Source organism: Pseudomonas sp. SLBN-26 (assembly GCF_006715895.1).
GTDB lineage: Bacteria > Pseudomonadota > Gammaproteobacteria > Pseudomonadales > Pseudomonadaceae > Metapseudomonas > Metapseudomonas otitidis.
Map to the genome: position 1 here is coordinate 2,429,646 of NZ_VFOB01000001.1, position 13,732 is coordinate 2,443,377.

The following is a 13,732-nucleotide window of genomic DNA, read 5'->3' on the forward strand; positions in this document are numbered from 1 at the left end:
CCCATGAAGCGACGCTATGGCTGGCCGCTCAAGGCCCTGCTCACCCTCCTGCTGCTCCTGCTGGTGGCCCAGCTGACGCTGCCCTGGCTGATCCGTGACTACCTCAACGGCAAGCTCGCCGACATGGGCGAGTACCGCGGCCACATCGACGACATCGACCTGGCCTGGTGGCGCGGCGCGTACCGCATCAACGGCCTGTCCATCGTCAAGGCCGACGGCAGCGTGCCGGTACCGCTGCTGGACGCGCCGGGCATCGACCTGGCGGTGAGCTGGCAGGCGCTCTGGCAGGACCGCGCCGTGGTCGCGCGGGTGGTGTTCGAGGGCCCCGAACTGAACTTCGTCGACGGCGGCGCCGACAAGCGCCAGTCCCAGACCGGTGCCGGCACCGACTGGCGCGACCAGCTCAACAAACTGCTGCCCATCACCCTCAACGAACTGCGCGTGCTGGACGGCCGCATCGCCTTCCACAACTTCACCTCCACCCCCAGGGTGGACCTGGACGCCAGCCAGGTGAACGCCAGCCTCTACAATCTCACCAACGTCGCCGACAGCCAGGGCGAGCGCGTGGCCCGCTTCGAGGGCCGCGCTCAGTTGCTCGGCCATGCACCCCTGGAGGTGGAGGCCACCTTCGACCCGTTCAAGAACTTCGAGGACTTCCAGCTGCGCCTGCGCGCCCGCGACATCGACCTGCCCCGGCTCAACGACCTGGCCCGCGCCTACGGCCGCTTCGACTTCCGCCGGGGCCAGGGCGACCTGGTGATCGAAGCGCGCGCCGACAACGCCCGGCTCAGCGGCTACATCAAGCCACTGCTGCACGATGTGGACGTGTTCGACTGGCGCCAGGACGTGGAGAACGAAGACAAGGGCGTGCTCCGCGCCCTCTGGGAGGCCCTCGTCGGCGGCGGCGAGACCTTGCTGAAGAACCAGCGCCGCGACCAGTTCGCCACCCGCGTGGAACTCAGCGGCAACGTGCACCAGCAGGACGTCAGCGCCTTCCAGGCGTTCATCGCCATCCTGCGCAACGCCTTCGTCGAAGCCTTCACCCCGCGCTTCGAACGTGCCCCGCCCGAGCGCGATGACGCCGCACGACCCACCGGAGGACAGGGCCCCGCCGCCGCCAGGACGGACTAGGCTGCAAGGGCCGTGACCGCCCATTCAGTGACTGAATGCCCCGTCTGCGTTCACAGTGCGCCGGGGCTCACGCTATAGTCGGCGCCTCCACCTGATACCGCGCGCCCGGCACTGCCGGTCGTTACCGTTCGAGGATTACCTGATGAAGTTCGAAGGCACCCAGTCCTACGTCGCCACCGACGACCTCAAGCTCGCCGTCAACGCCGCGATCACCCTGCAACGCCCGCTGCTGGTCAAGGGCGAACCGGGCACCGGCAAGACCATGCTCGCCGAGCAGCTGGCAGAAGCCTTCGGCGCCAAGCTGATCACCTGGCACATCAAGTCCACCACCAAGGCCCACCAGGGCCTTTACGAGTACGACGCCGTGAGCCGCCTGCGCGACTCCCAGCTCAACTCCGACAAGGTCCACGACGTCCGCAACTACATCAAGAAAGGCAAGCTCTGGGAGGCCTTCGAGGCCGACGAGCGCGTGATCCTGCTGATCGACGAGATCGACAAGGCCGACATCGAGTTCCCCAACGACCTGCTGCAGGAACTCGACAAGATGGAGTTCTACGTCTACGAGACGAACGAGACCATCAAGGCCAAGCAGCGCCCGATCATCATCATTACCTCCAACAACGAGAAGGAACTGCCGGACGCCTTCCTGCGCCGCTGCTTCTTCCACTACATCGCCTTCCCCGACCGCGAGACGCTGAAGAAGATCGTCGACGTCCACTACCCCAACATCAGCGGCGAGCTGGTGGCCGAGGCGCTGGACGTGTTCTTCGACGTGCGCAAGGTCCCGGGCCTGAAGAAGAAGCCCTCCACCAGCGAACTGGTGGACTGGCTGAAGCTGCTGATGGCCGACAACATCGGCGAGGCCGTATTGCGCGAGCGCGACCCGTCCAAGGCCATCCCGCCGCTGGCCGGCGCCCTGGTGAAGAACGAGCAGGACGTGATGCTGCTCGAACGCCTGGCCTTCATGGCGCGCCGCGCCAGCCGCTGAGGCTGCGATGGACCTGGAGCGGATCAGGCGCAAGCGCCAGAAGAACGTTCAGGAGCAGGCCCTGCTCCGGCGTGAGGGGCTGCAACTGACCGCCGAGTACTACCGCAACCAGCCAGACAAAGTGCCCCGCGTGCTGTTGCAGCACCCGCAGGCACAGGGGATCGACTGGAGCCGCACCATCGTGGTCGACCTGCATATCGAGCAATACGGTGGCCATGGGGTCAGCGGCCTGCTGCTGACACAGGACTGCCGGTTCATCGAATTCGACCTCGATACCAACGAGGACTGCTCCGAGCTGGATGCCGAAGGCCGCAACCATTGGCATGACGTGACCGAGCAGACCTCGACCTCCCGTCAACACCGCGGGACGGGTGTCAGCGACGGTGCCTGGGCCCTGGAAATCCAACGTCAGCTCAACGGAGAGGCCAGCGACGATGCATAACGGCAGCTGCCTGTGCGGCGCGGTGAAGTACCAGATCGACGCGCCCATCGAATCCGCCACCCATTGCCATTGCGGCCAGTGCCGCAAGGGCCATGGCGCAGCCTTCGCCAGCTACGGCAACGTGCGGCGCGAGCACTTCCGTTTCACCGCAGGGCAGGACCAGGTGGCCGCGTTCCACTCCTCCCCCCACGTGACCCGGACCTTCTGCCGCCAGTGCGGCAGCAACCTGCAATGGTTCGCCGACCACCCGCACCCCAAGTGGGTCTCGGTGGCCCTGGGCACCCTGGACTCGCCCCTGGGTGACGTCCCGCAGAAGCACATCTACACAGAATCCAAGGCCGACTGGTACGCCATCGCCGACGGCCTGCCCCAGGAATCCCGTTCCTGAGGCCCCACCGCTAGCAAGAGGGTGCAGCCATGCTGCTCAACCTGTTCAACGAAATGCGCGCCGCCAAGGTGCCGGTCTCGGTCCGCGAACTGCTGGACCTGATCAACGCGCTCAAGCACAACGTCGTCTTCGCCGACATGGACGAGTTCTACTACCTCGCCCGCACCGTGCTGGTGAAGGACGAACGCCACTTCGACAAGTTCGACCGCGCCTTCTCCGCCTACTTCAAGGGCCTGGAGAACCTCAACGAGCACATCGAGGCGCTGATCCCCGAAGAGTGGCTGCGCAAGGAGTTCGAGCGCCTGCTCACCGACGAAGAGCGCGCGCAGATCCAGTCCCTCGGCGGGCTGGACAAGCTCATCGAAGAGTTCAAGAAACGCCTGGAAGAACAGAAGGAACGCCACGCCGGCGGCAACAAGTGGATCGGCACCGGCGGCACCAGCCCCTTCGGCTCCGGCGGCTTCAACCCCGAGGGCATCCGCGTCGGCGACGCCGGCAAGCGCCAGGGCAAGGCCGCCAAGGTCTGGGACCAGCGCGAGTACAAGAACCTCGACGACCAGGTGGAACTGGGCACCCGCAACATCAAGGTCGCCCTGCGCCGCCTGCGCAAGTTCGCCCGTGAAGGCGCAGCGGAAGAGCTGGACCTGGACGGCACCATCGACCACACCGCCCGCGATGCCGGCCTGCTCAACATCCAGATGCGCCCCGAACGGCGCAACACCGTGAAGCTCCTGCTGCTGCTGGACATCGGCGGCTCCATGGACGCCCACGTGAAGGTCTGCGAAGAGCTGTTCTCCGCCTGCAAGACCGAGTTCAAGCACCTGGAGTACTTCTACTTCCACAACTTCGTCTACGAATCAGTGTGGAAGAACAACCTGCGCCGCACCTCCGAACGCACCTCCACCCAGGACCTGCTGCACAAGTACGGCGCCGACTACAAGGTGGTGTTCGTCGGCGACGCCGCCATGGCCCCCTACGAGATCACCCAGGCCGGCGGCAGCGTCGAGCACTGGAACGAAGAGCCGGGCTACGTGTGGATGAAGCGCTTCATGGAGAAGTACAAGAAGCTCATCTGGATCAACCCCTACCCCAAGGACACCTGGAACTACACCGCCTCCACCGGGCTGGTGCGGGAGCTGATCAACGACCAGATGTTCCCCCTCACCCTGCAGGGGCTGGAGGAAGGGATGCGGTTTCTCTCCAAGTGAAAAAGAAAGGGCCCGGAAGGGCCCTTTTCTTTGGCTGCTCTCGTGCTTTCAGAGGCCTGACAGACCGCTACTGATGTCACCTGTTTCGCCTTGTATGGCGAAACCAGAAATAGCAAAAGAGCGTGTTCCAAAGGTCGTACTCACTGCAGACGGAGCTTCTATTGATCCGCCGCCGGCGGTATGGACTGTGCGTTATGTTTCCGCAGGAACGCCAATATTCGTGGCTGACTGTCGAAATACCGGTCGCTGTCGAACAGTAGTGAACCTTGCTCAGATATCGATGCGTTCACATCAGCACCGTGCTCGATCAGCAACTCCAGCAGTTCCAGATAGCCGGCAGCACGCGCCATGAAGTCTTCGTCCTGCCAAAGCAAAGCCGCACCCGTGGGCGTCAAGTCCAGCAAAGAACGCAAGATTGAGGCTCGCTGCTTACCACCATAGATAACAATCAGTCGCGCGAACTCGCATAAGTCAACCAAGCATGGGGATAGATCAATCCCCCGTGCCAATGCGGCCTTGATCGACTTCTCCAGTCCGTATTCCAGAAGTTTCAGAATCAGCGGCTGGCCATCGACCTCTATATCCAGACTGGCGCCTGCCTTGATACGCGTAGCCAAACGTACATCTTCACCATCAAGAACCAGGCTTTGAATTTCCTCGCGTTCAGACATTTGAACTGCGGGAAATTGCCTTCTGGAAATGGGTTCCCCGGCACGGTAGAAAAGCTCGCTCACATCGTCTGTTTGTCCGTGATAAATGCGAACCCGTACATACTTCGCTCCCCTGGCGTGCAATGCAGCGGCATGCCAAGACTCGAACATGCTTCCCGAGGAACCCTGAATGAGCAGATGCAGCGAGTTTCCTCTCCACTGGACATCGTTAACCCATGCGGGAGACCAATCGTCAGCCAGATGCTGTAGATCACTCGGCCACTCTTCGGTTTCGCACGCATGACGAAATACGTGGTGAAGAGGAACCAAAGACTCCTGTTCATCAGCCAGACACGTGATAGTGAAGTCGTTGCTAGACATGCAGCCTCCTTGCTTAAAAAGAGTCGTTATCAGTGATCAGCCTTTCCATTTTTCCGCATCAGCTCCACAAGTTCTTCGAGGCTCTTGGCAATGCGCTCATTGGCCTCGGCAGTTCGCTGAGCCAGGTTACGCGTTCGCTGCATGGCGATCCGCAGAACCAGCGGCATACAAACCAACATGAGCATCAGGGGGCCGAATGTGAAAAACAAACTGACCCATGGCGAGCCCCCCGAGGCTCTCTCGGCGGCATCTGCCGACAACGAAAGTCCTACCAGAAAAACGATCATGGAAACTTGCTTGAAATGGGATGACATAGCGACTCCTTGCTTGTACTGGATCAGCCAATCAAAGGCTGACGTATCGGATAACGGAGCGTCGTACCGTTTCAGGCATAACGCGGCGGGCGATTCTATACAGCACCACTGCGGATCGTCAGAACGCATTACTGGGCCTGAGTAATCGCCACCAGACCGAATACGACAGGTCCCACCACTCGCCAGGCCACTCAATACACGCACCACTGCCGACTACGAGGCAGACTCCGTGTCGGCAGACCGCGCGAGGAGGCCTAGCGGCCTGCCGGCTACCTGTACCGGTCTGTCAATCTCGCGCGGTCTGCCCTCCTGCTCCCATCAACGTCCGGCGATACAGCCATCTCGTCACGGCGGATCGCATGGGGAGACCTTCGGGTCTGCCGGCCCCTACTAGCCGGCTCGCCAACCCCATGCGATCCGCCACCAGCCCGTCGCACGACATCCCCAGCCCAGGGCGTTGGCCATGCCCCTTGCCCTCCCTCCCCCACCTCCCTATCCTCCCGGCGTCGCGGTCAATCCCGCGGCCGGGTTTGACAGCCCGCTACATCAGGCGCGAATGCGCTGCCAGTGCATGCGAGAAACAGCGAATGTTTCTTGCAGGTGCTTGCACGCATGCAGCTTTTACAGGCTGCGCTGCTTTATGGCAGATCGCGCGGGGAGGCCTTCTGGCCTGCCGGGTCCTGATGCCGGTCTGTCAACCCCGCGTGGTCTGCCACCCTTCGAATGACAGCGACGGGTGGTGGCTCCTCAACCTCATCAGGAGTTCCCCCATGCACGACGCATACACCCCCATCGTTTTCCAACGCCACAACCACCAGCTCCGTGCCGCCATGGTCGACAACCAGCCCTGGTTCGTGGCCATGGACTTCGCACGGATGATCGGCGCGCTGAAGCCCGGCCGCCTGCCCCGCCTGGTGGACCCGCACCAGCGCCGCGCCGTCCGCTTGCGGCACGCCAGCGGTGGCAGCGAGGAAGTCATCGCCCTCAGCGAGGCCGGCGCCTACCGCCTGCTGTACCGCTACCAGCACCCGGAGCACCGCTGCCTGAGCCGCTGGCTCAGCGAGGAGGTGGTGCCGACGCTGCATGACCACTACCGTGACGCCAACGCGGCGCCCCGCCGGGCGTACATGAGCTGGGCCAACCAGCGGATCGGCGTGGTGAAGTGGCAAGGGGACATCTGGATCGCCCGGCGCGACCTGCCGGTGTTCCTCTGCAGCCGCGAGGAGCCGGCACTGGGCAACGAACCGAGCTGGAAGCACATGCCCTTCGGCGATTGGTAGCCGAACCGGGAGCGGGTGCGCCACGCTCCCGGTTGTCGAAACTGTGCGCGTGTGCGGTATGCACCGGTGGCCGTTCGGCTAGGGTGCTGCCTTTGCCCCCACCGAGCGGATTCGAGCATGGACACCCTGCAAAACGGCATCGACGCGTACAACCAGACCTTCCAGGAACTGCACGGCGAAGACGATGAGCTGGCCTGCGACGGCCCCGCGCCGGCGGCGGATATCGAGCGCTTCCAGGCCCTGGCCGGGATGCCGATGCCGGCGGAGCTGGTGGCCTTCTACCGCCACTTCGGCAGCCTGAAGAACAACACCCAGGACGACAACCACTGCTTCTGGCTGCCCGCCCCGGGCGAGCTGGTGGACTGGCTGGAAGACCAGGGCAGTGGCGCCGGGCTGGTGTCGCTGATGCGGGCCTTCTGGGGTGGCGACCGTCCGGAGCTGGACGCGGGCACGCACTTCGATGCGGCCCAGCTGCAAGCGCTGGACCAGCGTTTCATCGGCTTTGGCTGGTTCATGGGCGACGACATGCTGGAAGGCGCGCACTTCCTGTTCTTCGACCGGGCCGGCGGGTTCGGCCGCCTGCACTACCACCAGGACCGTTTCGCCGAAGCCCGGCGTGGCCTGCTCGGGCTGCTGGAGTCGGGCCTGCCCGGCCACTCGCTGGAGGCCCTGCTCGGCCAGGCGCTGGACGAGGTGCGCGAGGGGCTGGAAGCCTTCGGCTGACCCAGGGAACAGCGCAAGCTGTGCCAGGATGCGCGCGGCCCAGGCGCTCCGCACGACAAGAAGTGGCCTGCCCTGCGCGCTGAACCAGCGAGGGCTTACCTGGGCCTGTCGTCAGGCTGCACGCCTAGTGAGGCACTCAGGGGGAAAGCTGCGCGGTTGATGATCAAGCAGCAGCACCAGGTCACGCACGTGCAGAACCTTGCCGTAGAAGGGGTTGTTCTCAACGCCCGCCAGAGACCGGCCACTTAGTCGGGCCATATCCTCCAGCAGCTCGAACTCCAGATCCTCGTCGTCCAGGTTCAGATCCTCCTCGAAGCGATCATCGGCACGGATCGGCAAGCGTCCACCGAGATAACCGTGCAGAGACTCGTACACGGCGCGGATCACCCAGGTGTCCACCTGCCACCGAGGGAAGGCGCGAGCGAACTGGCATATGGACTGCCCCTGGCGCTGCGCAGCCAGCCTCGCTAAACGTCGCTGCTCTCGCCAGCTCAAGTACTTCACCAGCACAGCCGTGCCGACCACAACCCACAGCAGCGCAGGCTGCTGCACGATGCTCCAGACCAGGCCAACAAGCAGGCACAGCAGCAACAGAACCAAGCCGAGCGGTAACCGTGCCGGTGCGTGTGGCATGTCGTGCATGTGTCTTGAAGGTTTGCGCATGGCGTTGCCCCGTTGTGGACAGGCTCGCAACCTATCCCAGCCCTCACCGGGCAGGCAAGACAGCACAGGAGCACTTTTGCGGCGAGGCGTCTCTGGCAAGCGCTGTACAAGGTCAAGCAGCCGCAACCGTATCGTCCAAACCTGATGAAAGCGCCTCAGGAAGAAACCACTCGCTCAGGCGCACACCACTGAAAAGAGTTCGCCAGGTGGCAAAGCCCCGTGGCTGGCTGTGGACTGGCGGCGACCTTTACCCCCTACGAAAAAGCGCCAGCCAGCAACCGAAGCCCACCAGCAACGCGCCGAAGCTGCGGTCCACCCAGTGCCGCGCCGCCAGCAAGCGCTGGCGCACGGCGCCGGAGGAGAAGCACAGCGCCACCAGGCCGAACCAGGCGACGTGGGCGCTGGCGATGAAGGCGCCATAGCCCACCTGCACCGCCAGGGGCGTGTCCGGGCGCACCACCTGCAGGAACAGGCTGACGATGAAGACCGTGGTCTTGGGATTGAGCACGTTGGTGAAGAAGCCCATGTGCAGGGCCGCTGCGTCGCTCAGCGGTGCTTCGGGCGCCTCGACCTGGGTGCCGGCGGGCTGGCTGCGCAGCATCTTCACCCCCAGCAGGATCAGGTAGGCAGCCCCGGCCAGGCGGATGGCATCGAACAGCCAGAGCGACTGCTGGATGAGCACGCCGACACCCACCAGGGTGTAGCTGACATGCACCAGCACACCCAGCCCGATGCCCAGCGCCGTCAGGCCGCCGGCACGGCGGGAGCGCAGCAGGCTGTTGCGTGAGACGAGGGCGAAGTCCGGCCCGGGGCTGATCACCGCGAGCAGGGTGATGGTGATGACGGCTAACAGTTCAGCCATGGCGTATCCTCTGGCAGTTCGATAGAGGTGCCGATCATAGGAAGCCAGCCAGGGGCCTGACCAACGATGCTTTCTGACCATTCCGGTGAGCCTGGCTCACCATCCGGCGATACCCGCCTGCCCTCGCTGATGGCGCTGCGCTGCTTCGAGGCCGCAGCCCGCCTGGAGAACTTCACCCGCGCGGCGGAGGCGCTGCACCTGACCCATGGCGCGGTGAGCCGGGCAGTGCGGCTGCTGGAAGACGACCTCGGCGTAGCGCTGTTCGAACGGCGCAACCGCCGTGTCTTCCTCACCGAGGACGGCCGCACCCTGGCCCGCGCGGTGCACGACGGGCTGGCGCTGATGCAACAGGCTGCCCAGGGCTTGCGAGCCAAGGCACGCCGGGAGCGGCAATGGGTGGTGTCGTGCGAGCCGACGCTGCTGATGCGCTGGCTGATCCCGCGCTGGCCGGACTTCCAGGCGCGCCACCCGGACTGGGTGATCCACCTGGTGGCCGGCGGCGGGGCCTTCTCCTTCCAGGCCGGCATCGACCTGGCGATCCGCCGCGAGGATTTCCCGCACCCGCCGCACTGGCACGTGGAGCCATTGTTCGAGGAGCAGGTGGGGCCGGTGTGCCGGCCGGAGCGGGCCACCCAGTGGTTCGAGGCCGACGACCTGTGCCCGGATGCGCCCCGGCTGCACACCCGCACCCGGCCAGCAGCCTGGGCGGACTGGAGCGCGGCGGCCGGTCGCGCTCCGGGCCTGCCGGGCGGGCAGGTGTTCGAGCACTTCTACTTCAGCCTGCAGGCGGCGGTGGCCGGGCTGGGGGTGGCCATCGGCCCGTGGCACCTGGTGCGCGACGACCTGGCGAGCGGCGCGCTGGTGGCGCCGCTGGGGTTCGTGGCCGATGGCTCGCGCTACTGCCTGCTGAGCGAGGCCCCGCCACCGCCCGGCAGCCTGCCGGCCGCGCTGCTGGCGTGGCTGCGGGAGCAGGCCTGATGCAACGAATGACGGAACGGCACGCGCGCCGTAGGCTCTATACGAAAAGTCGTCGAGCGAACGAAAACGTCCGAAGAAGCGCAGTTTACGTGCTGTAAATGAGCATTCTGAGGGCGTTTTCAACGCAGCATCACCGAGCGCAGACACTTTTCGTATGACGCCGTAGCATCCAACCCCACATGCCCCATCCACAAAGGAGATCGACATGCCCTGGTATGCCTGGCTGATCCTGGCGCTGGCCCTTGGCTCCATCGTCGGCGGCCTGATGATGCTGCGTGACACCGCGAAGAAGGTTCCGCTGACCGAGGAGCAACTGGCGCGCATCCGCCAGCGCAACGCGGAAGCCGACGCCAAGGACGCGGAAGACCGCTGAGAGCCGGCACGGAAGCCGGCCACGGGCCGGTTTCCCGCACATCCGCCAACACCGGATGGCGAGATGGCCTTAAAGTGCGCCACCTGATTCCTCAGGAGGTGCCATGCCTATCCATCTACAAATCCTGCTTCCCCTGCTCACCCTGGCCCTGGGCCATGCCACCGGCCACATCAGCCCGCTCGGCCTGGCACTTGGCGTGGCCTATGCCGGCTGGGTGCTGGCGGCAAAACGCCTGCCCAACTGGCTGTGGCTGCCGGTGACGCTGCTGGCCAGCGTGGCCCTGGCCGCGCACCTGGTGCCGGGCTTCGCCTACCTCTCCCTGACCGAGCCGACACCCTGGAGCCCGGACGCGCCGCCCTACGCCCTGCGGGTGAATTGGGACAAGGCGCTGGTGGGCATGAGCCTGCTGGCCTGGTGGCTGGGCCGCCCGGACCCGGTGCCGACGGCGCGCCGCAGCGCGACCCTGGCGGTGATGCTGGCGACGCTGGTGGCCGTGCCGGTGCTGGCGCTGGCCCTGGGGCTGGTGGGCTGGGTGCCGAAGTGGCCGGAACACCTGGCGCTATGGCTGGCGGTGAACCTGCTGGTGACGGTGCTGGCGGAGGAGCTGGTGTTCCGCGCGCTGCTGCAGCGCTCCCTGGCGGCGCGCCTGGGCCCCTGGGCGGGGCTGCTGCTGGCGACGCTGCTGTTCGGTGCGGTGCACCTGCCCTTCAGCACGCTGTTCGCCGTGGTGGCGACGGTGGCTGGCCTGGGCTACGGCCTGGCGTTCCACTTCTCGGGTCGGCTGGGGCCGGCGGTGGCCCTGCACCTGGGGGTCAATCTCTGCCACGTCCTGCTGCTGAGTTATCCACTGAAGCTGGGCTGACGCGGATGCGGTAGCGGCCGAAGATGCGCTCCAGGCTGCCATCGGCCCGCAGCGTCTCCAGCAGGCGCGCGAAGCGCTCGGGGGTGATGGGCGCCCCCGGCCGCAACAGGGCGTAGTGGCGGTAGTACTGGTCGACCCGGTCGGAGACGAGGAACTGCCCCGCCACGTCCGGGTTGCGCTCCAGGTACATGCCCAGGTACGAGCGCGTCACCAGGGCAATGTCGGCGCGGTCACGCAGCACCATCAGCAGGTTGCTGTCGTGGGAGTAGGTCAGCATCGCGTTGAATTCGCGCATGAGGTATTCCGGGTCGGCATCGAACCCGGCGAAACCGTAGTGGTAGCCGCTGTAGAGGGCCAGGCGCTTGCCATCCAGGCTGCGGAAGTAGTCCTGGCCACGGCTGTCGCGCTTGTGGGCGACGAAGACTTCGGCGTCCTCCAGGCCCATGTCGATACGCGCCGCCTCGATGTCCTGCCAGCCCCAGCCGGGGTTCTCGAACACGGCCATGTCGATGCGCCCGCTCTGGAAGTCGCGGAAGCGCCGCGGGATGGCCGTGGGCAGCATGACGAAACGGTAGTCCGCCTGGGCCTGGTTGAGGGCCTCCAGCAGTTCGGGCAGCAGGCCGGTGGCCGCTTCCGATTCCGGCTTGATCACATAGGGCGGGAAGTGGGCGCCGCCCACCTTGACCACCTCGGCGGCGAGCGCCGGCTCCAGCGAAGCGAACAGGGCCAGAGCGGCCAGCAGTCCCTTGCGTCCCCCAATCCGTTGTCGGCCAACCTTCCGCCGAACGTGTGCAAAAGCCATGTTTTCCCCGTATGCGCCGTTCTTAATCTCGGTCGTTCTTCTTGAACGGCAGTTGGTATCGCTCCAGCAGCCGTTGGTAAGACTCATCCGCCTGCAACCGTTGCAACAGCCCTTCGAAGTCCTGGGGCTCGATGGGGGCGTTGGGCCTGAGCATGGCGTTCAGATGGTATTCCTGATCGAACCGACGGGAAACAAGCAGTTTGCCGCGCAGTTCGGGGTCCCGCTGGAGCATCTGCTCGAGGTAGGACCGGGTGACCACGGCTATATCGGCACGATCATGCAAAACCATGAGCAGGTTGCTGTCGTGGGAATAGGTGAGCGTGGCCTGGAAGCGCCTCTGCAGCATGAGCGGATCGGCGTCGTAGCCGGCGAAGCCGTAGTGATAACCGGCATAGAGCACCAGGCGCTTGCCGAGCAGGGTGTCGAAATAGTCCTCGCCCCGTCCGGGCTCGGCGCGGGCCACATAGACCTCGGCATCGTCGATGCCCATGTCGATGAGGGTGTAGCGTGCCCCCTCCCAGCCCCAGTGGGGGTCCTCGAAGAGGATGAGATCAAAGCGGCCGGTCTGCAGGTCGCGGTAACGGCGCGCAGAAGAAGTGGGCACGATGCTGAAGTGGAAGCGTTTCTGCACCTGGTTGAACAGCGCCACCAGCTCCACCGTCAGGCCGCTGCCGGTATCCCGCTCGGGGTGCACCATGTAGGGCGGGAAGTTGTAGGCGCCGATGAGAATCTCGCGGGGCAGCGCGGCCCAGGCGCTCCCTGCCAGGAGGCAGAGCGACAGCAGGAACAACCGTGACGTGATAGACCAGACACCCGACATCTTGGCCCCGGAGAAAGAGGTGGAACGGCTCCCGGGGAAGACTAGTTCATGCCGGCTCAGCCGTCCTTGAGCACCAGCGCCAGAGCCTCTTCGCAGAGCTGATCGAGGCTCATGGGACCCTCGGGGCGGAACCAGGTGGTGGTCCAGGACAGCGCGCCGGTGAGGAAGCGCCGCAGGATGAACGGGTCGCCCTGGACATAGCCCTGGGCACGGGCCTCGCCCAGCACCTCCAGCCAGAACTGCTCATAGGCATCGCGCAGTTCGAGGATGTAGCGCTGCCCCTCCTCCGAGAGCGAACGCCACTCGTACACCAGCACGGCCATGGCCTCGCCTGTGCCGCCCATGATCGACTGCAGCTCGCAGCGGATCAGCGCCAGCACCCGCTCGCGCAGGCTGTCGGCCTCGGCCAGGGCGGCCTTCATCAGCGCGGTGTTGTAGAGGATGGTCTCCTCCATCACCGAGCGGAGGATCTCGTCCTTGCTCTTGAAGTGGTGAAAGATGCTGCCCGACTGGATGCCCACGGCACTGGCCAGGTCGCGCACGGTGGTGCGCTCGTAGCCCTTGCTGCGGAACAGGTGGGCGGCGGTCTGCAGCAATTTGCCGCGGGGGCTCTCCGGGTCGGTGATCTGCCCGCTTTCCACCAGTTCACGCATCACGTCTTGGGCTTTTGGGTTGTCCAGGCTCATCGCTCGCCACTACCTCGTTCGCACGGCGCTTGCCCATCCAACTTAAGAATGGAGCGCAAGTCTCTGTCTTGATTCGCGAAATCTATTCCCCGCCCGGCGCCCAAGCAAGCGCTTGGGCAAAAAACTGCCACCCTCCACTTTTCAACCAAGCGCTTGCTTGGTAATGTCGCCCCACCTTCTC

Annotated in this window: 17 protein-coding genes; 10 read left to right on the top strand and 7 right to left on the bottom strand. The window is 65.0% G+C overall.

Annotated features, from left to right (window positions below; all coding sequences use genetic code 11):
• The first annotated feature begins 3 nt into the window (after positions 1–3).
• The 5 genes from FBY21_RS11075 to FBY21_RS11095 all read left to right on the top strand — a co-directional run bounded on the left by FBY21_RS11075 (position 4) and on the right by FBY21_RS11095 (position 4,157).
• The gene (locus FBY21_RS11075) at positions 4–1,131 is read left to right on the top strand and encodes a DUF748 domain-containing protein (protein WP_142011005.1); all 1,128 of its coding nucleotides are present in this window, start codon (positions 4–6) and stop codon (positions 1,129–1,131) included.
• A 142-nt stretch (positions 1,132–1,273) separates the two neighbouring features.
• Positions 1,274–2,119 (top strand): AAA family ATPase, encoded by an 846-nt coding sequence (locus tag FBY21_RS11080; RefSeq protein ID WP_044409321.1) that lies wholly within the window; start codon positions 1,274–1,276, stop codon positions 2,117–2,119.
• 7 nt (positions 2,120–2,126) lie between these two features.
• Entirely contained in the window at positions 2,127–2,561 is a 435-nt protein-coding gene (locus FBY21_RS11085; protein WP_142011008.1) for a hypothetical protein, read from the top strand.
• On the top strand, positions 2,554–2,949 hold the full coding sequence (locus FBY21_RS11090; protein WP_074968701.1) for a GFA family protein: 396 nt from the start codon (positions 2,554–2,556) through the stop codon (positions 2,947–2,949). The genes FBY21_RS11085 and FBY21_RS11090 overlap by 8 nt, the downstream gene beginning before the upstream one ends.
• 29 nt (positions 2,950–2,978) lie before the next feature.
• Complete coding sequence (locus tag FBY21_RS11095) at positions 2,979–4,157, top strand: vWA domain-containing protein (protein ID WP_044409328.1); 1,179 nt, start codon at positions 2,979–2,981, stop codon at positions 4,155–4,157.
• A gap of 158 nt (positions 4,158–4,315) precedes the next feature.
• Here the strand turns inward: FBY21_RS11095 and FBY21_RS11100 are convergent, their stop codons facing one another.
• Entirely contained in the window at positions 4,316–5,188 is an 873-nt protein-coding gene (locus tag FBY21_RS11100) for a hypothetical protein (RefSeq protein ID WP_142011011.1), read from the bottom strand.
• 29 nt (positions 5,189–5,217) lie between these two features.
• Complete coding sequence (locus tag FBY21_RS11105) at positions 5,218–5,502, bottom strand: hypothetical protein (RefSeq protein WP_142011013.1); 285 nt, start codon at positions 5,500–5,502, stop codon at positions 5,218–5,220.
• Positions 5,503–6,272: 770 nt separating this feature from the next.
• Between FBY21_RS11105 and FBY21_RS11110 the strand changes: the two genes are divergently transcribed.
• Positions 6,273–6,782: a Bro-N domain-containing protein gene (locus FBY21_RS11110; protein WP_107331189.1), complete on the top strand. Its 510-nt coding sequence runs from the start codon at positions 6,273–6,275 to the stop codon at positions 6,780–6,782.
• A 117-nt stretch (positions 6,783–6,899) separates the two neighbouring features.
• The gene (locus tag FBY21_RS11115; protein ID WP_142011015.1) at positions 6,900–7,505 is read left to right on the top strand and encodes a hypothetical protein; all 606 of its coding nucleotides are present in this window, start codon (positions 6,900–6,902) and stop codon (positions 7,503–7,505) included.
• Between the two features lie 111 nt (positions 7,506–7,616).
• On the opposite strand, the gene FBY21_RS11120 is transcribed toward FBY21_RS11115, so the two are convergent.
• Both FBY21_RS11120 and FBY21_RS11125 read right to left on the bottom strand, forming a co-directional pair.
• Positions 7,617–8,168, bottom strand: a complete 552-nt coding sequence (locus tag FBY21_RS11120) for a hypothetical protein (protein ID WP_142011018.1) — start codon at positions 8,166–8,168, stop codon at positions 7,617–7,619.
• A 247-nt stretch (positions 8,169–8,415) separates the two neighbouring features.
• Entirely contained in the window at positions 8,416–9,030 is a 615-nt protein-coding gene (locus FBY21_RS11125) for a LysE family translocator (RefSeq protein WP_142011020.1), read from the bottom strand.
• Positions 9,031–9,096: 66 nt separating this feature from the next.
• On the opposite strand from FBY21_RS11125, the gene FBY21_RS11130 reads away from it, so the two are divergent.
• From FBY21_RS11130 to FBY21_RS11140, 3 genes are all read left to right on the top strand, one after another.
• Positions 9,097–10,008, top strand: coding sequence for a LysR family transcriptional regulator (locus FBY21_RS11130; protein WP_142011023.1), 912 nt, complete (start codon positions 9,097–9,099; stop codon positions 10,006–10,008).
• 205 nt (positions 10,009–10,213) lie between these two features.
• Positions 10,214–10,381, top strand: coding sequence for a DUF2897 family protein (locus FBY21_RS11135; protein ID WP_069561667.1), 168 nt, complete (start codon positions 10,214–10,216; stop codon positions 10,379–10,381).
• A gap of 103 nt (positions 10,382–10,484) precedes the next feature.
• Positions 10,485–11,243 (top strand): CPBP family intramembrane glutamic endopeptidase, encoded by a 759-nt coding sequence (locus FBY21_RS11140; RefSeq protein ID WP_044404886.1) that lies wholly within the window; start codon positions 10,485–10,487, stop codon positions 11,241–11,243.
• On the opposite strand, the gene FBY21_RS11145 is transcribed toward FBY21_RS11140, so the two are convergent.
• From FBY21_RS11145 to FBY21_RS11155, 3 genes are read right to left on the bottom strand one after another with little or no spacing between them, the layout of a single operon-like run.
• Positions 11,194–12,045: a substrate-binding periplasmic protein gene (locus FBY21_RS11145; RefSeq protein WP_142011026.1), complete on the bottom strand. Its 852-nt coding sequence runs from the start codon at positions 12,043–12,045 to the stop codon at positions 11,194–11,196. The two genes, FBY21_RS11140 and FBY21_RS11145, sit on opposite strands and share 50 nt — an antisense overlap.
• Before the next feature lie 22 nt (positions 12,046–12,067).
• Positions 12,068–12,865, bottom strand: a complete 798-nt coding sequence (locus FBY21_RS11150) for a substrate-binding periplasmic protein (protein WP_142011028.1) — start codon at positions 12,863–12,865, stop codon at positions 12,068–12,070.
• Positions 12,866–12,921: 56 nt separating this feature from the next.
• On the bottom strand, positions 12,922–13,545 hold the full coding sequence (locus tag FBY21_RS11155; protein ID WP_044405217.1) for a TetR/AcrR family transcriptional regulator: 624 nt from the start codon (positions 13,543–13,545) through the stop codon (positions 12,922–12,924).
• Positions 13,546–13,732 lie beyond the last annotated feature (187 nt).

Bases quoted from the DNA above. Each gene is read 5' to 3' on its own strand.
- FBY21_RS11075 (WP_142011005.1), top strand. From the start codon at position 4: ATGAAGCGACGCTATGGCTGGCCGCTCAAGGCCCTGCTCACCCTCCTG.
- FBY21_RS11080 (WP_044409321.1), top strand. From the start codon at position 1,274: ATGAAGTTCGAAGGCACCCAGTCCTACGTCGCCACCGACGACCTCAAG.
- FBY21_RS11085 (WP_142011008.1), top strand. From the start codon at position 2,127: ATGGACCTGGAGCGGATCAGGCGCAAGCGCCAGAAGAACGTTCAGGAG.
- FBY21_RS11090 (WP_074968701.1), top strand. From the start codon at position 2,554: ATGCATAACGGCAGCTGCCTGTGCGGCGCGGTGAAGTACCAGATCGAC.
- FBY21_RS11095 (WP_044409328.1), top strand. From the start codon at position 2,979: ATGCTGCTCAACCTGTTCAACGAAATGCGCGCCGCCAAGGTGCCGGTC.
- FBY21_RS11100 (WP_142011011.1), bottom strand. From the start codon at position 5,188: ATGTCTAGCAACGACTTCACTATCACGTGTCTGGCTGATGAACAGGAG.
- FBY21_RS11105 (WP_142011013.1), bottom strand. From the start codon at position 5,502: ATGTCATCCCATTTCAAGCAAGTTTCCATGATCGTTTTTCTGGTAGGA.
- FBY21_RS11110 (WP_107331189.1), top strand. From the start codon at position 6,273: ATGCACGACGCATACACCCCCATCGTTTTCCAACGCCACAACCACCAG.
- FBY21_RS11115 (WP_142011015.1), top strand. From the start codon at position 6,900: ATGGACACCCTGCAAAACGGCATCGACGCGTACAACCAGACCTTCCAG.
- FBY21_RS11120 (WP_142011018.1), bottom strand. From the start codon at position 8,168: ATGCGCAAACCTTCAAGACACATGCACGACATGCCACACGCACCGGCA.
- FBY21_RS11125 (WP_142011020.1), bottom strand. From the start codon at position 9,030: ATGGCTGAACTGTTAGCCGTCATCACCATCACCCTGCTCGCGGTGATC.
- FBY21_RS11130 (WP_142011023.1), top strand. From the start codon at position 9,097: ATGCTTTCTGACCATTCCGGTGAGCCTGGCTCACCATCCGGCGATACC.
- FBY21_RS11135 (WP_069561667.1), top strand. From the start codon at position 10,214: ATGCCCTGGTATGCCTGGCTGATCCTGGCGCTGGCCCTTGGCTCCATC.
- FBY21_RS11140 (WP_044404886.1), top strand. From the start codon at position 10,485: ATGCCTATCCATCTACAAATCCTGCTTCCCCTGCTCACCCTGGCCCTG.
- FBY21_RS11145 (WP_142011026.1), bottom strand. From the start codon at position 12,045: ATGGCTTTTGCACACGTTCGGCGGAAGGTTGGCCGACAACGGATTGGG.
- FBY21_RS11150 (WP_142011028.1), bottom strand. From the start codon at position 12,865: ATGTCGGGTGTCTGGTCTATCACGTCACGGTTGTTCCTGCTGTCGCTC.